At 69.4% G+C, this 23,511-nt stretch carries 16 protein-coding genes, 1 tRNA gene and 2 pseudogenes; 6 read left to right on the top strand and 13 right to left on the bottom strand.

The window, feature by feature from the left end; all coding sequences use genetic code 11:
- Window positions 1–265: 265 nt before the first annotated feature.
- The gene (locus AB0J88_RS00555; RefSeq protein ID WP_364354600.1) at window positions 266–1,690 is read left to right on the top strand and encodes a sensor domain-containing diguanylate cyclase; all 1,425 of its coding nucleotides are present in this window, start codon (window positions 266–268) and stop codon (window positions 1,688–1,690) included.
- Window positions 1,691–2,032: 342 nt separating this feature from the next.
- Here the strand turns inward: AB0J88_RS00555 and AB0J88_RS00550 are convergent.
- A tRNA-Pro gene (locus AB0J88_RS00550) sits at window positions 2,033–2,109 on the bottom strand.
- A gap of 57 nt (window positions 2,110–2,166) precedes the next feature.
- Complete coding sequence (locus AB0J88_RS00545) at window positions 2,167–3,060, bottom strand: metallophosphoesterase (RefSeq protein ID WP_364354208.1); 894 nt, start codon at window positions 3,058–3,060, stop codon at window positions 2,167–2,169.
- A gap of 25 nt (window positions 3,061–3,085) precedes the next feature.
- Here AB0J88_RS00545 and AB0J88_RS00540 point away from each other — a divergent pair, with 25 nt between their 5' ends.
- Window positions 3,086–3,541, top strand: a complete 456-nt coding sequence (locus AB0J88_RS00540) for a GatB/YqeY domain-containing protein (RefSeq protein WP_364354205.1) — start codon at window positions 3,086–3,088, stop codon at window positions 3,539–3,541.
- A 611-nt stretch (window positions 3,542–4,152) separates the two neighbouring features.
- Here the strand turns inward: AB0J88_RS00540 and AB0J88_RS00535 are convergent.
- On the bottom strand, window positions 4,153–5,220 hold the full coding sequence (locus AB0J88_RS00535; RefSeq protein WP_364354202.1) for an aspartate-semialdehyde dehydrogenase: 1,068 nt from the start codon (window positions 5,218–5,220) through the stop codon (window positions 4,153–4,155).
- A gap of 5 nt (window positions 5,221–5,225) precedes the next feature.
- Window positions 5,226–6,506, bottom strand: coding sequence for an aspartate kinase (locus AB0J88_RS00530; protein ID WP_364354597.1), 1,281 nt, complete (start codon window positions 6,504–6,506; stop codon window positions 5,226–5,228).
- A gap of 256 nt (window positions 6,507–6,762) precedes the next feature.
- On the opposite strand from AB0J88_RS00530, the gene AB0J88_RS00525 reads away from it, so the two are divergent.
- A complete protein-coding gene (locus AB0J88_RS00525) occupies window positions 6,763–7,560 on the top strand; it encodes a hypothetical protein (protein WP_364354200.1) in 798 nt (265 codons plus the stop codon).
- A gap of 235 nt (window positions 7,561–7,795) precedes the next feature.
- On the top strand, window positions 7,796–9,532 hold the full coding sequence (gene leuA / locus AB0J88_RS00520) for a 2-isopropylmalate synthase (RefSeq protein ID WP_364354197.1): 1,737 nt from the start codon (window positions 7,796–7,798) through the stop codon (window positions 9,530–9,532).
- On the opposite strand, the pseudogene AB0J88_RS00515 reads toward leuA, so the two are convergent.
- Window positions 9,513–11,076, bottom strand: a pseudogene (locus tag AB0J88_RS00515) (MFS transporter). The gene leuA and the pseudogene AB0J88_RS00515 overlap by 20 nt on opposite strands.
- 97 nt (window positions 11,077–11,173) lie before the next feature.
- On the opposite strand from AB0J88_RS00515, the gene AB0J88_RS00510 reads away from it, so the two are divergent.
- Entirely contained in the window at window positions 11,174–11,824 is a 651-nt protein-coding gene (locus AB0J88_RS00510; protein WP_364354194.1) for an HNH endonuclease family protein, read from the top strand.
- Between the two features lie 11 nt (window positions 11,825–11,835).
- Window positions 11,836–12,078 (top strand): annotated as a pseudogene (locus AB0J88_RS00505) (hypothetical protein); the annotation flags it as partial.
- 214 nt (window positions 12,079–12,292) lie between these two features.
- Here AB0J88_RS00505 and AB0J88_RS00500 read toward each other — a convergent pair.
- The 8 genes from AB0J88_RS00500 to AB0J88_RS00465 form a co-directional block, all read right to left on the bottom strand.
- The gene (locus AB0J88_RS00500; RefSeq protein ID WP_364354191.1) at window positions 12,293–13,366 is read right to left on the bottom strand and encodes a dipeptide ABC transporter ATP-binding protein; all 1,074 of its coding nucleotides are present in this window, start codon (window positions 13,364–13,366) and stop codon (window positions 12,293–12,295) included.
- The gene (locus AB0J88_RS00495; protein ID WP_364354188.1) at window positions 13,363–14,403 is read right to left on the bottom strand and encodes an ABC transporter ATP-binding protein; all 1,041 of its coding nucleotides are present in this window, start codon (window positions 14,401–14,403) and stop codon (window positions 13,363–13,365) included. Before AB0J88_RS00495 ends, AB0J88_RS00500 begins: the two co-directional genes overlap by 4 nt.
- Entirely contained in the window at window positions 14,403–15,416 is a 1,014-nt protein-coding gene (locus AB0J88_RS00490; protein ID WP_364354185.1) for an ABC transporter permease, read from the bottom strand. Before AB0J88_RS00490 ends, AB0J88_RS00495 begins: the two co-directional genes overlap by 1 nt.
- A gap of 119 nt (window positions 15,417–15,535) precedes the next feature.
- Window positions 15,536–17,293: an ABC transporter substrate-binding protein gene (locus AB0J88_RS00485; RefSeq protein WP_364354182.1), complete on the bottom strand. Its 1,758-nt coding sequence runs from the start codon at window positions 17,291–17,293 to the stop codon at window positions 15,536–15,538.
- Between the two features lie 59 nt (window positions 17,294–17,352).
- Complete coding sequence (locus AB0J88_RS00480) at window positions 17,353–18,357, bottom strand: ABC transporter permease (RefSeq protein WP_364354179.1); 1,005 nt, start codon at window positions 18,355–18,357, stop codon at window positions 17,353–17,355.
- Window positions 18,358–18,838: 481 nt separating this feature from the next.
- Window positions 18,839–19,432, bottom strand: coding sequence for a recombination mediator RecR (gene recR / locus AB0J88_RS00475; RefSeq protein ID WP_364354176.1), 594 nt, complete (start codon window positions 19,430–19,432; stop codon window positions 18,839–18,841).
- Window positions 19,433–19,444: 12 nt separating this feature from the next.
- The gene (locus tag AB0J88_RS00470; protein ID WP_364354594.1) at window positions 19,445–19,753 is read right to left on the bottom strand and encodes a YbaB/EbfC family nucleoid-associated protein; all 309 of its coding nucleotides are present in this window, start codon (window positions 19,751–19,753) and stop codon (window positions 19,445–19,447) included.
- Between the two features lie 109 nt (window positions 19,754–19,862).
- Complete coding sequence (locus AB0J88_RS00465) at window positions 19,863–23,432, bottom strand: DNA polymerase III subunit gamma and tau (protein WP_364354173.1); 3,570 nt, start codon at window positions 23,430–23,432, stop codon at window positions 19,863–19,865.
- Between the last annotated feature and the right edge of the window lie 79 nt (window positions 23,433–23,511).

Here is a 23,511-nt window from a genome sequence, read left to right as displayed (position 1 = left end):
ATCGACACCGTCGGCGTCGCGACGGGGAGGAAGTCTCGACCGCAGTCGAGACGCAGGTCAACGGCCCTGTGGGGTTGTCGGGCGGGGCCTGTTGCCATCCGGCAACCATGTGGTGACAACGCTCACCGACCATCCGGGATCAACCGGTTTGTCCGGGAGGCGCTGCGGGCAGGCAGCAATGATCCAGCTACAGTCGGTAGGCTGCCGAAGGTTCTTCTTCTTCACCGCAGCGCCGAACTGCCCTTACCGGAAAGTTGCCGTGCGACTGGATCACGAACGCATCGTCAACGACGTGACGGCGCGCCTGACCAGGGCCTCGTCCGCCGAAGAAGCCTGCCGGCTTACGGTCAACGCCGTGCATGCGCACACGGGGGCGATGGCCGCCGCTCTGCTACCCGTACGACGTCATCTGCGGTGTGTCGCCGCTGCCGGCGCCTGGCAGGTTTTCACCGCTGTGCAACCCGGGCGCGGCGTGTCCGGGCGTGCCTTCCGCACCGGGCAGACCCAGATCGTCGTCGCGGTCCAGGACGACCCGGACTACATCCCGGTCGGTGCGCCCGGCACCGCGCTGGAGGTCTGCGCGCCCCTGCTGGAAACCGACGGCGGGTCGATCGGGGTACTCAACGTCGAATGGCAGAACCCGACTCCCGTCGAAGAAGCCCGGAAGCTGGTCGACGAGGTCGCCGCCTGTCTCGGTGACCGGATCACCCGGCTCGGCGGACCGCCGCCCGAGAAGCGCACCGAGAAGCTGCTGCGGCACGCCGGTGCGCTCACCTCCGCGTCGACCGAGTGGGAGCTGATGGCGGCCGCCAACGACGCCGCTCGCGACATGTCCGGACTGTCCGCAGCCGTGCTCGTCGTCGACGACGGCCAGCGGATGCGGGTCGGCATGCCCACCGTGCTCCCGGACAAGTTCGAGGCGAAGCTACGCGACATGATGACGGCGCTGCCCGAGTCGGCGCTGCTCGAGCTGGTCAGCCTCGCGCACAAGCACGGCTCGTCGTACACGCTGGGCGAGTCGGAGCACTGCGTACCGGACGCGTACCGCCCGCTCGTCGACGCCGGCGTAGCCACTCTGATCATGGTGCCGGTCGGCCCACCGGACTCCGGCGGCGTGATGCTGATCGCCGACGAGCGCACTCTCGAGCCGGACCCGTCGATGGTCAACCTGATGGAGCTGCTGGCCAGGCAGGCCTGGTCCTGCCTCGACCGGCTGCGCACCCTGACCCAGCTACGCGAGCTGGCGAGCTCCGACCCGTTGACCGGGTTGCGGCACCAGGGCCCATTCGGCGAACGGATCCGCGGCGCGGTGCCTGGCCGAACCGCCCTACTGGCGATCGACATCGACCAGTTCAAGGTCATCAACGACACGTACGGCCATCAGGAGGGCGACGCGGTCCTGGTCGCCGTGGCCGGCGCGCTGAAGGACGCCCTGCGCCACGTCGACGAACTGTTCCGCCTGGGCGGCGACGAGTTCGTGGCGGTCCTGGAGGTGCGTCACCCCAACGAGGCGATGGCCATCGCGGACCGGCTGACCTCGGCCGCCCGGGCGATCGGTCGCACGGTCAGCATCGGGGTGGCGTTGGTCGAGGAGGACGAGCCACCGGAGCGCGCACTGCGCCGAGCGGACGCGGCCCTGTACGAGGTCAAGCGCCACGGCCGCGACGGCGCTCGGATGGCCAGCTCCTAGCGCGTTTTGCGGCCTGCCTCCGCGATCGCTCGGTTGCCCGCGCCGTCACTCGCTCAGCGCTTCTGGCCTGCGTGATCACTGGACCAGCCTTGCTCTGAATTGCTCGCCGCCCGCGATCCGTGACTTCCCTGCTGGCCGCGAAATGCTCGGCGGCCCTCGCACTTCGCGATCACTCGACCGACCGGGCCGTGAATTGCTCGGCACCCCCGGTCCGTGGTGACCCGGAAATGCTCGGCGCCCCGCCTCCGCGATCACTCGACCGGCCGCACCGCGAATGCTCGGCGTCCCGTGGCTCCAGATGCAAAGAGGGCACATCCGAAATCTCGGATGTGCCCTCACACCTGGTCGGGGTGGCCGGATTCGAACCGACGACCTCTTCGTCCCGAACGAAGCGCGCTACCAAGCTGCGCCACACCCCGAGGCGTGCCGAGCAATACTAGCCCACCGCCCACCGGGGTCAAATTCGGTATACCGCCTCAGCGAGGGATGAGCGTGAGCAGCGTCGCCTCGGGGCGGCAGGCGAACCGAACAGGGGCGGTCGGGTGCGTGCCGAGGCCCGCGGAGACGTGCAGCCAGGCGCCGCCGCCGGGCCAGTGGTGCAGGCCCTTGGCCATCGACCGGGGCAGGCCGCAGTTGGTCACCAGCGCGCCTACGAACGGCACGCAGACCTGGCCGCCGTGGGTGTGGCCGGCGAGCATCAGGTCGAAGCCGTCTCGCGCCATGCCGTCGAGTACCCGCGGCTCCGGCGTGTGGGTCAGCGCCAACCTTAGGTCGGCGGCGGGCGAGGCCGGGCCGGCCACCGAGGGGTAGTCGTCACGTTCCACGTGCGGGTCGTCGACCCCGACGGCTTCGATCAGGCGGCCGCCGGCCTTGATCGTGGTGCGCGCGTTGTTGAGATCGGCCCAGCCGGAGCCGACCAGGACGTCCCGCAGCTCTTCGGTCGGGAGCTCGACGCCCTGGACGTACTCCCTGTCCTTCTCGAAGTAGCTGAACGGGTTCTTGAACACCGGCCCGCGGTAGTCGTTGGAGCCGAAGACGAAGGCGCCAGGCACGTCGAGCAGGGGCTGAAGAGCCCGCATGACACCGGGTACGGCGTGCGGGTTCGCCATGTTGTCGCCCGTGACGACCACCAGGTCGGGGTCGGTGCCGGCGAGCGCGGCCACCCACTGCTGCTTGCGCCGCTGGTCCGGCATCATGTGCAGATCCGACAGATGCAGGATGCGCAGAGGTTCGGCGTCGGTGGCCAGCACCGGCACGTCGTACCGCCGGAGGGTGAAGAGGTTCCGTTCCACCAGCGCGGCGTAGGCGAACGTCGCCGCGCCAGCCATCGCCGTGCCGGCCGCCAGCCGGTAAACCGTGCGCTTTCGCATGGGACCCAGGGTAGTTTGTGGCGTCATGGGCACGCTGAAGGACGTCCTCACCACCGACATGCGGGCGGCGCTCAAGGCCCGCGACGAAATGACGACGTCGACGCTGCGAATGGCGCTGGCCGCGATCGGCAATGCCGAGGTGGCCGGCAAGGAGAAGCGCGAACTGACCGACGACGAGGTTTTGGCCGTGCTCACCCGTGAGGCGAAGAAGCGCCGCGAGGCCGCGACCGCGTTCGCCGACGCGGGGCGGGCCGAGCAGGCCGCGAAGGAAACCGCCGAGGGCGAGGTCATCGACCGCTACCTGCCCAAGCAACTCTCCGACGAAGAGCTGTCGGGGTTGGTGTCCGAGGCGTTGGCTTCCGGGGCGTTCAGTGGCAAGGCTCAGATGGGGCCGGCCATGAAGGCCGCCCAGGCGGCCGTGGCCGGGCGCGCGGAGGGCGGCCGGGTAGCGGCCGAGGTCCGCCGCCAGCTCGGCGTCTGACTGGTTGCCGCAACGCTGCTGAGGTCAGCGGTGGTTGCGGCAACCATCTCAAGCTGTGGTGGTGGTTGCGGCAACCATCTCGAGCTGAAGCGGCGGTTGCCGCAACGCAGCCAGGTCTGCGCCGTGGTTGGGCGATGCCGCCTAAGTCAGCGCGGTAGTTGCCGCAACGCAGTCCAGGTCAGCAGGGTGGTTGCCGCAGCGCGGCCCAGCTAGGGCGGTAGTTGCCGCACCGCAGTCCAGGTCAGCAGGGTGGTTGCCGAAGCGCGGCCCAGCTAGGGCGGTAGTTGCCGCAACCCGCGCATCAACGCGGAGGGTGCCGCACCCCCGGGTCAAGGCGGGGGTGCGGCAACGCAGCCCGAGCCGCACGGCGGTTGCCGCAACACGAGCCAACCCCAGGCGGCAATGGCCACACCAACCCACCAGCTAAGGCAACGGTTGCCGCACCACAGGTGTCAGCGCGGTCAATGCCGCAACCGCCTCAGGCAGACGCAGCGGTTGCCGCAACGACCTCGAACCAACCCAGCGATTGCCGCAACCGAACGCGCCCGGTTGGTCCAACCCATCGAACGCGCCAACGGCCGTCAAGCGCGGCCATCACGCCGCGCTTCCGGCTACTTCGAGGTCAGCTCTGCCGCGACCAGTTCCGCGATCTGGGCCGTGTTCAGCGCCGCACCCTTACGCAAGTTGTCACCTGTGACGAACAGATCAAGCGCGCGCGGGTCGTCCATCGAGCGACGTATCCGGCCCACCCACGACGGGTCCGTGCCCACCGCGTCGATCGGCATCGGGAACTCCCCCGCCGCCGGGTCGTCGACCAGGATCACGCTGGGTGCGTTGCGCAACGCCTCGCGTGCGCCGTCTGCCGTCACCTCGCTGCCGAAGACCGCGTGCACCGCCACCGAGTGGCCGGTCACCACCGGCACCCGGACGCACGTCGCCGAGACCTTCAGGTCTGGCAACCCCAGGATCTTGCGTGACTCGTTGCGGAGCTTCAGCTCCTCCGACGACCAACCCGCGTCCTTCAGCGAACCCGCCCACGGCACCACGTTGAGGGCCAGCGGCGCCGGGAACGGGCCGAGCTCGTCGCCGATCGCCTGGCGGACGTTGCCCGAGCGCGAGCCCAGCACGCGGTCCCCCGCGATCTTGGTCAGCTGGTCGTGCAGCGTGTCGACGCCGACCTGCCCTGCACCCGACACCGCCTGGTAGGACGCCACGACCAGCTCACGCAGGCCGTATTCGCGATGCAGCGGCGCGATCGCCACGATCATCGTCAGCGTCGTGCAGTTGGCGTTCGCGATGATGCCCTTCGGCCTGTTGCGGATCTGTTCCGGGTTGATCTCCGGAACTACCAGCGGCACGTCGCGGTCCATGCGGAACGCGGCCGAGTTGTCTACCGCGACCGCTCCCAGGGCCGCCGCGCGCGGCGCCCACTCCGCCGACACCTCGTCCGGCACGTCGAACATCGCGACGTCGACGCCCGACAGGGTCGACTCCGACAGTTCCTGGACCGTCAGCTCCTCGCCCCGGCAGTAGATCTTCTTGCCCGCCGACCTGGCCGAGGACAGCAGGCGGATCTCGCCCCAGACGTTCTTGCGCGCCGACAACAGCTCGCACATCACCGTGCCGACGGCTCCGGTCGCGCCGACGACCGCCAGCGACGGCAGACCCGAGCGCGACACCGCGGTCACCTCCCGGTCCCCGCGTAGACCACGGCTTCTTCCGTGCCCCCGAGGTCGAATGCGTCGTGCACAGCGCGTACCGCCTCGTCGAGGTCCGTGTCGCGGCAGACCACCGAGACGCGGATCTCCGACGTGGAGATCATTTCGATGTTGACGCCGGCCTCGGCGAGCGCGGCGAAGAACTTGGCCGCGACGCCCGGGTGCGAGCGCATGCCGGCGCCGATGAGCGACACCTTGCCGACGTGGTCGTCGAAGAGCAGCGTCTCGAAACCGATCTCGGCCTGCACCCGGTTGAGGGCGCCCATCGCCACCGGGCCGTCGGCCCGCGGCAGCGTGAACGAGATGTCGGTGCGGCCGCTCTGGTGCGCGCCGGCCTGCCCCGTCGAGATGTTCTGCACGATCATGTCGATGTTGATCTCAGCGCCGGCCACCGTTTCGAAGATCTTGGCGGCCGCGCCGGGCTCGTCCGGGACCGAGACAATCGTGATCTTGGCCTCGCTCCGGTCATGGGCGACGCCGGTGATCAGTGCCTGCTCCACGGGAAGATCCTCCATCGATCCGGTGACGATAGTGCCGGTGTTCTGGCTGTAGGACGAGCGGACGTGGATCGGCACCTTGAAGCGGCGCGCGTATTCCACGCAGCGCAGCATCAGCACCTTGGCGCCACAGGCGGCCAGGTCCAGCATCTCCTCGTACGTGATCTGCTTGATGAGCCGCGCCCGAGGCACGATACGCGGGTCGGCCGTAAAGACGCCGTCAACGTCGGTGTAGATCTCGCACACGTCGGCCGACAGCGCCGCGGCCAGCGCGACGGCAGTCGTGTCGGACCCGCCCCGGCCCAGCGTCGTGATGTCCTTCGTGTCCTGCGAGACGCCCTGGAAGCCGGCCACGATCGCGATCGCGCCCTCGTCGAGCGCACCGCGCAACCGACCCGGCGTGACGTCGATGATCCGCGCGCGCCCGTGCACCGACGTGGTCAACACGCCGGCCTGGGACCCGGTGTAGGACCGCGCCTCGTAGCCCAGGTTCTGGATCGCCATCGCGAGCAGCGCCATCGAGATGCGTTCGCCGGCGGTCAACAGCATGTCGAGCTCGCGGCCGGCCGGCAGCGGGCTGACCTGGTGGGCGAGGTCGAGCAGCTCGTCGGTGGTGTCGCCCATGGCGGACACCACGACCACCACGTCGTTGCCCGCCTTGCGGGCGTCGACGATGCGCTCGGCAACCCGCTTGATCCGCTCCGCGTCGGCGACCGATGAGCCGCCGTACTTCTGCACTACAAGCGCCACCGCGGAATGCTCCCGTCTCACATGCCCGCGCCCCGCAGCACCGGGTCGGCGCCGCACGGGGCAAACGTGCCAGCGCCGCCGGGTTGGCCGCCGGCGGCGCGATTTTTCCCCCGTCAGGGTACCGGCGGCCAGGGTGTGAGGGGAGTCGTGATCCCACCATCTGACGGACCGTCACGCACCGTTCACGATCAGAAGTTCCACCCGGGCGAAGACACGCCGACACGCATGGACCGCTCTACATGCCAGGACCACCACAATGAACCCCGTGTGGGCGTACGGGGTGAGCCCGCGCCGGTGGTTCGCCGGCGCGCTGGCCGCCGTGCTCGTGCTCACGGGCTGTGGCGGCGACCCGCCCCCGGAGCCCACCGATCCGACGCCCACGAGCGCGCAGCCGCCGAAAGCCGAGGCTCGCGACCAACTCGCCGCCCTCGCCGCCGCCGCGCAGGACCGCACCCTCACCGCGATCTACACCTACAAGGCAGACAACCGCGAACGCAGCGTCTCGCTGACGATCTCGCCCGACGGGAGCTGGCGGGTCGACGTGCCGGACCTGGCGCTCGGCGGCACGGTCGACATCTCGATCGTGCGCAACGAGATCGGCCTGTTCCAGTGCGCGCTGCCCTCGGCCGACGAGTCGTTGACGCCCAACTGCGTGAAGATCGGCGGCCCGGACGCCGACGTGCCCCATTCGATCGACCCCAAGGTGCAGCGGGCGCTGGTCACGGTCCGCCACGTGTTGACCGACCCGGGCGCGCCGCTGTCGGTCTCGACGGCACCGCCGGTGGCCGGCGCGAAGGGCTCCTGCTTCGCGGTGGAGACCACCACCGCCTCGGTCAGCGCCGCCCTGGACGTCGGTTTCTACTGCTACGACGCCGACGGGACGTTGACCGCGGCCCGGTTCGACTACGGCGAACTGGTGCTGGCCGGCCCGACCGGCCCGGCGCCGGCGAGCGTTGCCATGCCAGGCCCGGTCACCGACGGCAAGCCGCTCGGCATGGCGGCACCGCCGAGCCCCACGCCGACGGTCACCGGCAGTGCTCAGCCGGGCACGTAACGAGACTTTCGTCTCAGAGTCCGGACGGTCCTTGGCAAAAGCGGCACGGCGTCACGTAGGGTGATCGTTGTCATGTGGCATCGGCAGCTCCTGCTTCCTTGCCGCGACGGGGCCCTCTAGGCCGGCACCCCGTCGCGGAGCTGAGTCGCGCCGTCCGTTCGCTGCACCGAACCCAGGTTTTCTAGCCGCCCGACGGCGCCCATGACTCTTCTCCAGCCTCAGGAGCTTTTTCGCGATGTCTGACGTAACGTCCGAAAATCCCATCGCCCGCCAACGTGCCAGCCGCATGCCTTTCCGGCGGTACGCCTCGTACCACGAGCAGTTCGGCGTTGACCTGCCCGACCGCACCTGGCCCACCCGCCGCATCGAGACCGCGCCCCGTTGGTGCGCCGTCGACCTGCGCGACGGCAACCAGGCGCTGATCGACCCGATGTCGCCCGAGCGCAAGCGCCGGATGTTCCACCTGCTGGTCGAGATGGGCTACAAGGAGATCGAGGTCGGCTTCCCGTCGGCCAGCCAGACGGACTTCGACTTCGTCCGACAGCTCATCGAAGACGACATGATCCCGGACGACGTGACGATCCAGGTGCTGACCCAGTGCCGCGAGCACCTGATCGAACGCACCTTCGAGTCGCTGCGCGGCGCCAAGCGCGCGATCGTCCACTTCTACAACTCGACCTCGACGCTGCAGCGCCGGGTGGTGTTCGGCCTCGACAAGGACGGCATCACCGACATCGCCACGAGCGGTGCGCGGCTCTGCCAGAAGTACGCGGAGATCCACACCCCGGACACCGAGATCTTCTACGAGTACTCGCCGGAGTCCTACACGGGCACCGAGCTCGACTACGCGCTCGAGGTCTGCTCGGCCGTCATCGACGTGATCGACCCGACGCCGGACCGGCCGCTGATCATCAACCTGCCGGCGACCGTCGAGATGGCAACACCCAACGTGTACGCCGACTCGATCGAGTGGATGCACCGCAACCTGCCCCGGCGGGACAGCGTCGTGCTGAGCCTGCACCCGCACAACGACCGTGGCACCGCGGTCGCCGCCGCCGAGCTCGGCGTGCTGGCCGGCGCCGACCGGGTCGAGGGTTGCCTGTTCGGCAACGGCGAGCGCACCGGCAACGTCGACCTGGTCACGCTCGGGCTGAACGTCTTCTCGCAGGGCGTCGACCCGCAGATCGACTTCGGCCGCATCGACGAGATCAAGCGGACCGTCGAATACTGCAACCAGCTGCCCGTGCACGAGCGCCACCCGTACGCCGGTGACCTGGTCTACACCGCCTTCTCCGGCTCGCACCAGGACGCGATCAAGAAGGGCCTCGACGCCCTCGGCCGGGACGCCAAGGAAGCCGGTGTGCCGATCGACGACTTCACCTGGGGCGTGCCGTACCTGCCGATCGACCCGCGCGACGTGGGGCGCACCTACGAGGCGGTCATCCGGGTCAACTCGCAGTCCGGCAAGGGTGGCGTCGCGTACATCATGAAGGAGGAGCACAACCTCGACCTGCCGCGTCGCCTGCAGATCGAGTTCTCCGGCGTGGTCCAGGCGCACACCGACAACGAGGGCGGCGAGGTCGAGCCCGAGCGGATGTGGGAGATCTTCGCGGCGGAATACCTGACCGCGCGGACCAACGACATCACGCTGCACGGGTACGCGACGGCCACGGTCGACGACAAGGTCGAGGTCGAGGCGACCGTCGAGTACTCGGACGTCCAGCGGGTGTTGACCGCGGTCGGCAACGGTCCGATCGACGCCTACGTCAACGCGATCCAGAGCATGGGCATCCGCGTACGGGTGCTCGACTACGCCGAGCACGCCATGTCATCCGGTGGCGACGCCCGAGCCGCCGCCTACGTGGAATGCGACGTCGACGGCGAGACCGTGTGGGGCGTCGGCCTCGACCCCAACATCGTCAACGCCTCGATGCGAGCCATCACCAGCGCGGTCAACCGCGCCCGCAAGTAACCGGCGATCCCGGAAAGACCGGAGCCCGGCACCCGAACCCTGGGTGCCGGGCTCCGGCCTGTTCAGACGTCGGCACGGTCCTGCACCGGGTGCACGGAGTGGGTGGCTGTCGTCGTGACCGTGACCGCGCGGTGCCACATGGCCGCCACGACGCCACCGCAGAAGACCACGGCTAACACCGAGCCGACCACCATCAACCCGGCGCACCACAGCATCGCCGAGCGGAACGACGACGTGAGCTCGGCCGGCACCTCGTACGCCGCGCCGGTCAGGCCGACCAGCAACGGCAACGCGGCGATGGCGATCAGCGCGCCGGCCCGGGCGGCCGCGTTGTTGACCCCGCTCGCGATGCCCGAGTGCTCCATGCTGACCGCGCCGAGCACGGCGGTTGTCAGCGGAGCCACCAGGGTGACCAGGCCGAGGCCGAAGAGCAGCACCCCTGGCAGCACGTCGGTGAGGTAGTTGGTGTCCGGTCCGACGCGGCGGAGCAGGATCATCCCGACCGCGGCGACCACCGGGCCGATGGCGAGCTGCCAGCGCGGGCTGATCCGGGTCGCGAGCTCACCGGAGCGGGCCGAGAGCAGCAGCATCAGGACCGTCGACGGCAGCGTGGCCAGGCCGGTCTGGAAAGCGTCGTACCCGGCGACGTTCTGGAGCATCACGGCGAGGAAGAAGCTCTGGCCGCTCAGCGCGCCGTAGACCGCCACGGTGTAGAGGTTGAGTACCGTGAATACCCGGCTGTGGAACAGCGCGGGCGGCGTCATGGCCGCGTCGCCCTTGTGGCGCTCGACCAGCACGAAGGCCACCGCGCACACCACGCCGATGGCGACCGCCCCGACCACCAACGGCGCGCCCCAACCGTCGTCCGGCGCCTCGATCAACGCGAAGGTGATGCCGGCCAGAGCCAGCGCGGCCAGCACGGCGCCGGTCACGTCGAATCGGGTGTTCTCGGCGGGCGCCCGGCTCTCCGGCACCCATTTGGCCGACGCGAGGATCGCCAGCACGCCGAGCGGCACGTTGATCAGGAAGGCCCAGCGCCAGGACAACGCGTCGATCAGGTAGCCACCGACGAACGGGCCGAGCGCAGTGGAGATGCCGGAGAAGCCGGACCACATGCCGATCGCGCGACCGCGGTCCTCGGACCGGAACGACGCCTGGATGATCGCCAGCGAGCCCGGCGTGAGCAGCGCCGCGCCGGCGCCCTGCAGGAACCGGGCGCCGATCAGCATGCCGATGGTCGGCGAGAGCGCGCACAGCACCGACGCCACGGTGAACCAGACGATGCCGATCACGTAGATCCTGCGGCGCCCGAGCCGGTCACCCAGCGAGCCGCCGAGGAGCACGAACGCGGCCAGCGTCAGCAGATAGCCGTTGATGGTCCATTGCAGACCCGCGACCGTCGAGTTCAGGTCGGCGCCGATGTGCGGCAGGGCGACGTTGACGATGGTGCCGTCGAGAAACGCCATGCCCGACGCGAGGATGGTGGAGAAGAGCACGCCCCGACCGGCTGCCGACTTCAGTTCGAGAGGGATGGGCGTGGTCATGTGCCCAATCTGCCCCGCGCGGTCACGGACCACCACTGACTCGCCGAAGGGACCGGAGGTTCTGGCCTGGGTGGCGGACGGGGCGCACGATTAGTACGTGCGTACCCCCCGCATCATCCTCAATGTCCTGGCCGCTGCCTTCGTCCTCACCGCCGCCGCCGGTTGCGTCCCGGTTGAGCCGGGTTCGGCCGGCCCACGAGCCACCGAAACGGGTCCGGCGGCCACCGAAGCCACCCGGTTGCTCGACCAGTTGACCGTGGCCCGGGCGGCCTCGATGAAGGGCTACAGCCGCGATCGATTCCCGCACTGGCGCAAGGCCGGCAAGAACTGTGACGTCCGTGACACGGTGCTGCACCGCGACGGCACGGGCGTCGAGGTGAGCGGGTGCAATGTGGTCGGCGGGCGCTGGGACAGCGTCTATGACAACCGCACGCTGACGGACCCGTCCGATGTCGACATCGACCACATGGTGCCGCTGGCGAACGCCTGGCGCTCAGGTGCTGACGAGTGGGAGGACAAGGCACGGGGCGATTTCGCCAACGACCTGGAGCGCCCCCAGCTGCTGGCGGTTTCGCTCAACAGCAACCGGGCAAAGGGTGACCAGGATCCGTCGCAGTGGAAGCCGAGCAACCGCGACTTCTGGTGCGAGTACGCGCAAGACTGGATCACCGTCAAGCACTACTGGAAGCTGACAGTGACCACCGCGGAAAAGAACGCGCTAGCCGACATGCTGGAGACCTGCCCATGACGGAGCCAACCGCGAAACAGTCCGACCTGACCGCCGGCCCAGGCGGCGTCATGACCGACGAAGTCGGCGTAGTGACCGGCGACCTGACCCTGCGCACCGAGCTGGCCGACGGCACCGTCGCGCTGAAGGTCCAGTACAAGGACGCCGCCGAGTGGTACGCCGTCACCGGCGGCAAGGCCAGCCTGAAAGACCCGGCCGACCTCGACGCGGTGCACACGATCGCGCTGGCGCTACTGAACCGCCCAGAGGGCTAAAGCCGTCGCCGCAACCCACCGCAGCCTCCGCGGTCCCGGCGGGCCAAGGCGTTGCCGCAACCCACCGCGGCCTGCGCGGTCGCGGCGGGTTGAAGACGTTGCCGCAACCCACCGCGGACCTGGCAGCGCAGCGAAGCGGAGCGGTCTCCGGCGGGAGCAACGGTCGCGCCCCCGGCGAACCCGGGACCGCGACCGGCTCTTGATCCAGCCGCTCTTATGCCGTCTTGGTGCGGCCGACGACTTCCTCGTTGTCAGCGACCGGGAAGTGACAAGCCGTCTGGTGGCCTGGTGCGTCGCCTTCACGGACGACGAGCGGCGGCTCTGTCGTCGCGCAGATCTCCTGGGCCTTCCAGCAGCGGGTGCGGAACCGGCAGCCGGACGGCGGGTCGATCGGGCTCGGCACGTCGCCGGTGAGCAGCACGCGCTCGCGCTGGTTGGACGCGCGCCGGCGCGGGTTGGGGACCGGCACCGCCGACATCAGCGCGACCGTGTACGGGTGCCGCGGGTTGCTGTAGAGCGACTCGCGATCGGCAACCTCGACGATCTTGCCCAAGTACATGACCGCGACCCGGTCCGAGATGTGCCGCACCACGGAGAGGTCGTGCGCGATCACCACGTAGGTCAGGCCGAGCTCTTCCTGGAGGTCCTCGAGCAGGTTGACGACCTGGGCCTGGATCGACACGTCGAGCGCGGACACCGGCTCGTCGGCGACGATCAGCTTCGGCTTGAGCGCCAGGGTGCGGGCGATGCCGATGCGCTGCCGCTGACCGCCGGAGAACTCGTGCGGGTAGCGGTTGTAGTGCTCCGGGTTGAGGCCCACCAGCTTGAGCAGGTCCTGCACCGCGCGCTTGACACCGTGCTCGGTCTTGACGCCCTGGATGTGGAACGGCGCACCGACGATGGCGCCGACCGTGTGCCGGGGGTTCAGCGACGAGAACGGGTCCTGGAAGATCATCTGCATGTCGCGGCGGTAGGGCCGCATCGCGCCGGTCTTCAGGTGCGTGATGTCGGAGCCGTCGAAGGTGATCTTCCCGCCGGTCGGCTCGGCCAGCCGGGTGATCAGTCGGCCGGTCGTGCTCTTGCCGCAGCCGGACTCGCCGACCAGGCCGAGCGTCTCGCCCTTGAAGACCTCGAAGTCGATGCCGTCGACGGCCTTGACCGCGGCGACCTGACGCTTGAGGAGCCCCTTGGTGATCGGGAAGTGCTTCTGCAGCCCGGTCACCGAGAGCAGCGCCTCCTTGCTCGGGGTCTGCGTGGCGACGCCTTCCCGGGCGATGCTCTCCGTCATGATCCTGCCTCCAACTTCGGGCGGACCTGCTCCTGCCAGATCCGCTTGCGCTCGGCCACCGGAAGGTGGCAGCGCACCAGGTGGCCCCGGCCGGACTCGACCAGCTCCGGGACCTCCGTCGTACCCCGACCGCCGGTCTGCGGCTCGTAGGCGCAACGCGGGTGGAACGCGCAGCCTGACGGCACGTTGATCAGCGAGGGCGGGGTGCCCTTGATCGGCATGAGCCGGTTCGTCACGCCCCGGTCGAGCCGCGGCATCGAGCCGAGCAGACCCCAGGTGTACGGGTGCTCCGGCTCTTCGAAGATGGTCACGGCCGAGCCGTACTCGATGCACTTGCCGCCGTACATGACCAGCACGTCGTCGGCGAGCTCGGCAACCACACCCAGGTCGTGGGTGATGATGATCAGCGCGGAGTTGAACTCCTCCTGCAGGTCACGCATCAGGTCGAGGATCTGCGCCTGCACCGTGACGTCGAGGGCCGTGGTCGGCTCGTCGGCGATCAGCAGCTCCGGGTCACAGGACAGCGCCATCGCGATCATCGCGCGCTGCCGCATGCCGCCGGAGAACTGGTGCGGGTAGTCGTCGACGCGGCGGTCCGGCTGCGGAATGCCGACCCGGCCGAGCAGGTCGATCGCGTGCTTCTTCGCGACCGCCTTCGACACGTTGTTGTGCACCCGGTAGGCCTCGACGATCTGGTGGCCGACCGTGTAGTACGGGTGCATCGCGGACAGCGGGTCCTGGAAGATCATCGCCATCCGGCGGCCGCGCATCTTGCGCACTTCCTCCGGGTCGGCACTGACGATGTCGGTGCCGTCCAGCAGGATCTCGCCGGACACCCGGGCGTTGCGCTTGTTGTGCAGGCCCAGGATGCCGAGGCTGGTCACCGACTTGCCGGAGCCGGACTCGCCGACGATGCCGAGCGTCTTGCCGCGCTGCAGCTTGAAGTTCAGGCCGTCGACGGACTTGACCAGGCCGTCGTCGGTCGGGAAGTGGATGCGCAGGTCCCGCACATCGAGGAAGGCATCTGGAGCAGGCATCAGGCCAGCCTCACCCTCGGGTCGATGACCGCGTACACCACGTCCACGATCAGGTTTGCGATGACGACGAAGCCGGCGGCGAAGATGACGAATCCCATCACCTTGGGCATGTCGTTGGCGTTGATGGCGTCGATCGCGTACTTGCCGATGCCCGGCAGCGAGAAGGTGCTCTCGGTGAGCACCGCGCCGCCCATCAGCAGGCCGACGTCGAGGCCGAAGATGGTCGCGATGGGGGTCAGCGCGGCACGCAAGCCGTGCTTGGTGACCACGGTCCGTTCGCGCAGGCCCTTGGCCCGCGCGGTGCGGATGTAGTCCTCGCCCATCGTCTCGAGCATGCCCGCACGGGTCAGCCGGGCATAGGCCGCGGAGAACAGCAGTGCGAGCGTGATCCAGGGCAGCAGCAGGCTGTACGCCCACTCGCCCGGATTCTGTTCGATCGGGGTGTACGAGCCACCGGGCTTGGTCCAGTGGAGCGTGTAGCTGAAGATGACCAGCGAGACGAGGCCGGTCCAGAAGATCGGCAGCGAGACGCCGCCGAGCGCGATGCCCATCGCGGCGCGGTCGAAGATGCTGCCCCGCTTGAGGGCGGACAGCACGCCGGTGGCGACACCGAAGATCACCCAGATGATCGCCGCGCCGAAGGCGAGCGAGGCGGTGACTGGGAGGCGGTCGAGGATGTCGGGCAGCACCGGGTTACGGCCGATGAACGAGTAGCCGAGGCACGGTGCCGAGCAGTCGTACGTGGTCCCACCGAAGTGGAACTGCCGCCCGACGAAGATGGCCTTGAGCCAGTCCCCGTACTGCACGAAGAAGTTGTCAGTGAGGCCGAGCCCCTTCGCCGCCTCGGCGACCTGCTCCGGGTTGGCCGTGCGGCCGACATAGCGGGACGCCAGGTCTTCGGCGGTGCCGCCGGCCCAACGCGGCACCAGGTAGAAGATGCCGAAGGTGATCATGCTGACGATGACCAACGTCAGCGCGGCACCGAACAGGCGCCGGATGATGTACGTGACCACGGAGTTCGGCTCCGGTGGCCGGCCCGTCCCGAGTTACCGGGACGGGCCGACCGCCGCGCGCCTTCACCTACCTCACTTGGGGTGCTTGCTAACCAAGGGGTTTAGCTCTAGACGGAGATTTACTGAACGCCCATCGACAGGTAGTCGTACTGGCCGTACGCGTCGTTGACGAAGACGTTGGTGGTGTTCTTCGAACGCACCGTGACCTGCTTGGCCCAAACGCCCGGCAGGATCACCGCCTCCTCCATGACCCGCTTGTCGATGGCGCCCCAGAGGGCGTCCCGCTTGGCGGTGTCGGTCTCCGCGATGGCCTGGTCGATCATCGTGTTGACCTCGGGGATGTTGACGCTCAGGTTGGACGAGCCACCGGTGTCCCGGATGACCCGGCCGTCGACGATCTGCGACAGGAAGCCGAAGCCGTCGTTCCAGTCCGCCGCCCAGCTGTTGACCATGAGGCCCAGGTTGTTCGAGTTGCGGTAGCTGGGCTTGCCCGCGTACAGCGCGAAGTAGTCACCGGTCGGGAACGGCTTCAGCGTGAGCTTGATGCCGACCCGCTGGAGGGACTGCTGCAGCGCCTCGGCGGTCGCCTTCTCCTTCGGACGCTCGGCCCGGTAGGCGATGTTGGTCTCGAAGCCGTTCGGCGAGCCACAGGCCTGCAGAGCGGCCTTGGCCTTGTCGAGGTCACCCTTGTTGTCCGCGCCGGCCGACCACACGTCGAGCTTCTGGAAGCCCGGGAGCTGCGGCGGGAGGAGACCCGTCGCGATCTCGCCGCCGGCCTGGGGGCCGCCGTACGCGGTCTGGTAGGTGGTGCGGTCCGCCGCGTACTCGACGGCCTTACGGCACTCGATGTTCTTGAGAGCCGGGACGTTCGGGTTGATCGAGACGTAGTTCAGACGCGCGCTGAGCGGGTTGTCGGCGCGGGCCTTGATGTCCGGCTGGCCGAGCACGCGGGACAGAGCCGCGGGCTGCACACCGGTGCCGGCGATGTCGACGTCGAGCGAACCATCGATGATCTGGTTGTCGATGTCGTCCGCGTTGGCGCCGATGGTGACGTCGTACGCGTCCGGCAGCGCCTTGCGGTTCGGGTCGGTGGACTGGTCCCACTGGTCGTTGCGGACCAGCTTGAAGCCCTTACCGGCCGAGTAGCTCTCGAACTTGTACGGGCCCGACGAGACCACGTGCTCCTTGTACTTCGCACCGGTGTCCTTGCCGGCCGGAACCGGGGCGGTCGCCGGGATCTGGGCGAAGTAGTCGAAGCCACCGAACGGCTTGTTCAGGTGGAAGACAACGGTCTGGTCGTCCGGCGTGTCGATCGCCGGGTTGTCCTGACCCTTGCTCGAGTAGGGGCCCTTGTAGCCCTTGAGGTCGAGGAAGTCGTTGAAGTAGGTCGGGCCGTTGACCAGCGTCGCCTTCTCCAGCGAGCGCGACACACCGTACTCGACGTCCTTCGACGTGATCGGGGTGCCGTCCTCGAACTTCAGACCCTGACGCAGCTTGTACGTCCAGGTCTTGCCGCCGTCGCTGGGCACGCCCAGGCCCTCGGCGAGGTCACCGGTCAGCTCGCTGCTGGTCTTGCCCGGGCCGACCTTGAACATGGTCAGCGAACGGGTGTAGAGCCGGGCGAGGTTCCAGGAGAGACCGTAGTAGGTGTCGCCCGGGTCGACCGAGTCCCAGTCCGACGAAATCGCCATCTTCAGCGTTCCGCCCTTCTTGTCAGAAGGGTTGAACACCTTGCCGTTGGCGGCGTCGAACGCTGCCGTGGTGGTGCCACCGCCGGCGTTGTCCGTGGTGGAATCAGTGCCCCCGCCGCCACATGCGGCGAGAGCGAGGGCGGCTGCGACGCCAACGGCGACGCCAGTCACCATCCTTCTCTTCATCTACTGCTCCCCTTCGGTTGAGAGGTGGTGGGGCTTCGGGTTGTGGAACCGTTGCTCGCTCATCGCGTCTTTGGGTCAAGCGCGTCGCGGAGTCCGTCTCCGAAGAGGTTGAAGGCCAGCACGGTGATGAAGATCGCCAGGCCAGGCCAGAACATGAAGTGCGGCATCGTGTAGTAGCGCACCGCCTCGCTGAGCATTCCGCCCCACGTCGCCGTCGGAGGCCGGATGCCGACGCCCAGGAAGGACAGGCCCGCCTCGAAGAGGATGTTGGTCGGGATCAGCAGGGTCGCGTAGATCAGGATCGGCGCGACCAGGTTCGGCAGGAGCTCCTTGCGCAGGATGTAGCCGCTGCGCGCACCCAGGCTCCGGGACGCGTCGACGAACTCGCGTTCCCGCAACGAGAGCGTCTGGCCCCGCACGATGCGAGCCATGTAGCCCCAGTTGAAGAAGCCGATGATGAAGATCAGTAGGACTATTCGGAGCGTGTCGCCGGAGAGTCCGAACGCCTTGTCCGGGATGACACCGGCCAGCGCGATCGCGAACACCAGGATCGGGAACGCCAGGAAGAGGTCCATCGCGCGGCTGATCAGCGTGTCGACCCAGCCGCCGAGGTAACCGGCGATGACGCCGAGCGTCGCGCCGATGACCACCGAGAGCAGGGTCGCCAGGAAGGCGATCAGCAGCGAGATGCGCGCGCCGTAGAGAACCCGGCTGAAGATGTCGCGGCCGAACGGCGGCTCGACACCCATCAGGTGCTTGGAGTCGAACGCCCCGAACGGGAACGTCGACGTGGGCGCCTGCGTCGCCGGATCCATCGTCTCCTGGTGGAAGGAGTTGGGGTCGTAGCCCCACGCGTGCACGATGAGCGGCGCGAAGAGGGCGATCAGGATCAACAGGATGATCACGATGCCGCCGGCCATAGCGGCTTTGTCCCGCTTGAGCCGGCGCCAGGCGATCTGGCCTAGGGAACGTCCTTCGATGGTCTTCGTGGAGCCCGCGGCTTCAGCCGGCGGCTCTCCGACAGGGACCTGATCGGAAATGGACGCGTCGGGGCCAACGACCATCAGCTGCCCGGTCCTTTCCCCGGCCGCCGCGCGCAGGTGACCGTGCGACCCGCAGGACGGACCGGCCCCCGCCGCGTCGACAACCGATCGGTTGGCGCGTACGTGGAGAGTTCGTGATGACCGCTCGACTGGGGTGAGCCGAACGGGCGCGCGAACGTCAGCGACGTCGTGTCGCTGCGTACCGAACAATTTCTCGCGTCGTCGCTCAGCGTCAAGGGCGGGGAAGGGGCGTAACCAACTTCAGGCCTGCCCGTAATGACAATGTGACCTGCCAACTCGGAACCTCGGGTAATCGGGGGATGACGCTGTGCCCGGACGTGAAAACGTCTTCGGTGTGACGGTCATGCTGGCACACGGTTCGGCCAGTGTCATATTGACCCCGGGCATCGAACCGGACAGCTTGCCCCGATATGCCCGATGTACGGGCATTCGATGTGTCTAAGTTGTAGTTATTTGTGGCTTCCCGCTCGTGGGAAGTGACTCAGACCGCACGCCTGCCCTCGAAGGCACGGCCCAATGTGATCTCGTCGGCGTACTCCAGGTCGCCACCGACCGGAAGCCCGCTGGCCAGGCGCGTTACGGCGATGCCCATCGGCTTGACCAGGAGGGCGATGTAGGTCGCCGTGGCCTCACCCTCGGTATTCGGATCGGTGGCCAGGATCAGCTCCTTGACCTCGCCCGACCCGAGCCGGCTCATCAGCTCACGTACCCGCAGGTTGTCGGGGCCGATGCCCTCGAGCGGGTTGATCGCGCCGCCGAGCACGTGGTACCGGCCGCGGAACTCACCGGTCCGCTCGACCGCGACGACGTCCTTCGGCTCCTCGACGACACAGAGGAACTCGTCGGTGCGGCGCGGGTCGCGGCAGATCCGGCACTGCTCCGACTCGGCGACGTTGAAACAGGTGGTGCAGAAGCGCACCTGGTCCTTGACCCGGTTGAGCACCGTGGCCAGCCGGGTGACGTCGGCCGGGTCGGCCGAGAGGATGTGGAACGCGATCCGCTGGGCGCTCTTCGGCCCGACGCCGGGCAGGCGGCCCAGCTCGTCGATCAGGTCCTGGATCGCGCCTTCGTACACGGTGGGCTGCTCTTAGAAGCCGGGCAGGCCGAGGCCGCCCATGCCGCCGCTGACCGGACCCATCTTCTCCTCGGTGAGGGTGCGCACGGCCTCGGTGCCGTTGCGCAGCGCCGCGACCACCAGGTCCTCGAGCGTCTCGACGTCGTCCGGGTCGACCGCCTTGGGGTCGATCTTGACGCTAAGCACCTCGCCGGTGCCGCTCAGGGTGGCCGTGACCAGCCCACCGCCGGCGGTGCCGGTCACCTCGGCCTCAGCGAGCTCGGCCTGCGCGTCGGCGATCTGCTGCTGCATCTTCTGCGCCTGCTTCATGAGCTGCTGCAGGTTGGGCTGTCCACCGGGGCGCACGGGTGACTCCTTCGTCGGGTCCGTCGGTCCCTTTAGAGACTAGTGGGGTGATCGGGCCGATCGCTGGCGAGGTGCGGTCCTGCGGCTACTTGAGGTCGATCTCGCCGATCCGTTCGGCACCGAGAGCCTCGTGCAGAAGCGCGAATGCCTGCTGCTCACTGCTCTGCCGCGCGGTCTTCTCGTCGATCACGTCGTCGGTCGGCTCGTCTCCCGGGTCGAATCCCTCGAACCGGGCCGCCTTGCCCGGAGTGTCGTAGTCCGGGTCGAACGGCGGCTCAGCCGCCCAGTCGGCATCCGCGGCCTTGGTCTGGGGTGCTGGTGGTGCTGTTGTTGTCGTCTTGTTGCCGCGGCCCGCGGCTGCTCGGGCGGCGGCCCGGGCGGCGGCCGCCGCACCACCGCCGCCTCCGGCCGGTGGTGTCGGGCGGGTTTGCACCGGGGCTGGGGCCGCCGCTACAGCGACCGGAGCGGCTACCGCTGCCGCGGCGGTCTGGGTCGGTGGTGAGGCGATCGCGGTCTCAGGCCATTCCGAGTCGGCTGCCACACCGCCTGGTAGGGCGGTCTCCGGCCAGTCCTCTTCTTCGTCGGTCGCCGGTGGTGGGGCGGGTGCCGCCGGCCGCGCGGGGGGACGCCGGTCCGCGGTCGGCCTGTCCGCGCGAGATGCGGACGCACCCGGCTGGCGGACTGGGCTCGCCGGCGCCGAGGTGGTCCGCCCGCCTGCTTCCCTCGCGTCGGGTGTCGGGCTCGTTGCCAGGCCGTGGCCGTCCGTGTCCTTCACGTCCGGTGCTGGGCTTGCGGTTGGCGGGCGTCCCGACGCGGGCCGGTCCGCCGCCCGCTCGTCGCTGTGCGCCGTGGCCGCTGCGAAGTCCGCGCGTCCCGCTGGTGCTGTCGCGGCGCGGTCCGACTGCTGCTCGGCTTGGGCTGGGGTGGCCCTGGCCGCTGGGCTCGCTTCGCCCTCGGCAGTCGCGACCGGGCTGCGCTCTACGCGAGGCCGCTCGCCGTCGCTGGGCCGAGCTGGATCCGGTCCCCGGTCGGCGCGGGCTGTTCCGGCCGTAGCCGGCGCGGATCGGGTAGCTGAACCGGCCGGGTGATCCTCATCGGACGAGCGGTCGCCGGAGGCGCCGCTCTCACCCCGAGCACTCGACGAGCGCTCCCGCGCTCCCCGTTCGCGACCGGGCGCCCGACCGCCGGCCGCCGAGGAGTCGCCGGACGGCTCGCGGCCGCCGGACGGCCGAGCAGGCGCGGGGCCTGCCCCGGAACCAGTGGCCCGCTCGTCACCGGCCAACTCGCAGCGAATCTGCCAACGGCTGCCGAGCACCTCATAGATCGCATCCGACAACGGCTCACGATTCTCGGCGAGGGTGCGGGCGTGGAACGAATGCCGGAAGGTCAACACCAACGTATCGCCGTCGATGTCGCGCACGGTCGCCTCGCTGGCCAGCGCGGCAATCCTCTTGTTGTCGCGCCGAGCCATGGCGACGATCTCGTCCCAGACCCGCCGCACGGCGGCCGCGTCCAGCGCATCCGGCCCGCCAGCCTCAGGAATTACCGGCTCCGGCGTAGCGGGGTCGGCCATCACCGCCTGCGGCGGCACCCGGCGGGGCCGCTCGTCATAGCCGTTGCTCGAGGATTCATCGGCGTCGGTCCCGTGGGGCTGTGGCCGTCCGGGGCGGTTGTCGGGCGCCCGCGCGTCGGAGGGCGGTCGCTGATCGCCGTCGCCGGACGCCATCTGGTCGTCGGGCACGATCTCGGTGCGGCGTGCGCTCCCGCCAGTGCGGTCGGCCGCCGCACGTCCGGAACCCCCGCCCGACCGCGCCTCGTCCGGGCCGCCTCCGGCAACGTCATCGCGCGCAGCCGCGAAGGAGGAACCGCCCGCGGCATGAGCCACACCGGCCTCGCCGCCGGCGACCGGCCATGCCGCATCCACGCCACCGCGGGCCTCGGCAGAACTGCCAGATCGGGCCTCATCCGCGCCACCGCCAGCCGCAGCGGCACCGCCACCTACGCCGTGCCACGCCGCGTCCGCCTCAGCGCCAGCGTCAGCGCCACCGCCAGCACCTGCGCGACCACCAGCCGCAGCGGCACCGCCACCTGCGCGGTGCCACGCCGCATCCGCGTCCGTGCCACCGCCCGCCGCAGCACGAGCCGCAGCCGCGCCACCACCGACATCCGCGCCACCGCCCGCCGCAGCGCGAGCCGCAGCCGCGCCACCACCGGACTCCGCAATGCCGCCCTGCGCGGCGCGAGCCCCAGTGGCTCCGCCGCTCGCCGCGGCGCGAGCCGCGGCCGCTCCACGACTTGCGGCCGCGCGGGCCGCGGCGAGGCCTCCGCCCGCGGGCGGGTCGCCGTCCGTAGAAGCCGGGTCGGTCGCGCCCCGGTCGGCCGGGGCCGCCTCACCGGCGGTGCCGGGCTGCCGGGCTGCGCCCGGACCCCGGCCGGCGAGCACGGCCGGCCGCGAATCGGAAGGCTCTTCTGACGCGAAGCCCTGGTCGCCCCCGAGCGCCAGTCGGTGCTCCATGCGCTCGAGCCGTTGGAGCAGGTCGCTCTCGGCCCGGTCCGCGGTCGGCAGCAGCATCCGCGCGGTGATCAGTTCGAGCAGGAGGCGGGGGGCGGTGGTGCCGCGCATCTCGATCAGGCCGTTGTGCACGATGTCGGCGCACCGGGACAGGGTCGCCGGGCCGAGTCGTTGTGCCTGGGCGTTCATCCGCTCGAGCTGGTCGGCCGGCCCGTCGATCAGGCCCTTGGCCGCGGCCTCCGGGACCTGCTGCATGACGATCAGGTCGCGCAGCCGCTCCAGCAGGTCGGATGCGAACCGGCGCGGGTCGTGGCCGGCCTCGGCGACCCGGTCGATCGTGCCGTAAGCCGCCGCGCCGTCGCTGGCCGCCAGCGCGTCGCACATCTCGTCGATCAGCGCGGCGTCGGTCACCCCGAGCAGGGCCACCGCCCGCCCGTAGCTGACGCCCTCCGGACCCGCGCCGGCGATCAGCTGGTCGAGCACCGACAGGGTGTCACGAGCGCTGCCACCACCGGCCCGGACCACCAGCGGGAAGACCGGCGGCTCGACCTTCACCTTTTCGGCCTCGGCGAGCTGCTCGAGATAAGGCCGCAAGATTCCTGGCGGAATCAGCCGGAAGGGGTAATGGTGCGTGCGCGACTTGATCGTGCCGAGGACCTTGTCGGGCTCGGTGGTCGCGAAGATGAACTTGACGTAGTCGGGCGGCTCTTCGACCAACTTGAGCAGCGCGTTGAAGCCCTGCGTCGACACCATGTGCGCCTCGTCGATCACATAGATCTTGAAGCGGCTGGAGGCCGGCGCGAAGAAAGCGCGTTCACGCAGCTCACGGGCGTCGTCGACGCCGCCGTGGCTGGCCGCGTCGATCTCGATCACGTCGATCGAGCCGGAACCGTCGGGCGCGAGCGCCCGGCACGACTCACAAACCCCACAGGGCTCAGGCGTCGGGCCGCGCTCGCAGTTGAGCGAGCGGGCGAGGATGCGCGCGCTGGAGGTCTTGCCGCAGCCCCGTGGGCCGGAGAACAGGTAGGCATGGTGAAGCCGACCGCTGCGCAAGGCCTGCGACAACGGCTCGGTCACATGTTCCTGGCCGATCACCTCGGCGAATGTCCGCGGCCGGTACTTGCGGTAGAGCGCGAGCGCCACAGTCCCCTCCCAACGGCGTCTAGCCTCTCACGCCGCACCGACAGGTTGCCCGCCCCATAACGGTGATCCGGGCGCCACC

This window comes from Asanoa sp. NPDC049475 (genome assembly GCF_040676915.1).
Taxonomy (GTDB): domain Bacteria; phylum Actinomycetota; class Actinomycetes; order Mycobacteriales; family Micromonosporaceae; genus Asanoa.
This window is presented reverse-complemented; position numbering and strand designations above follow the sequence as displayed.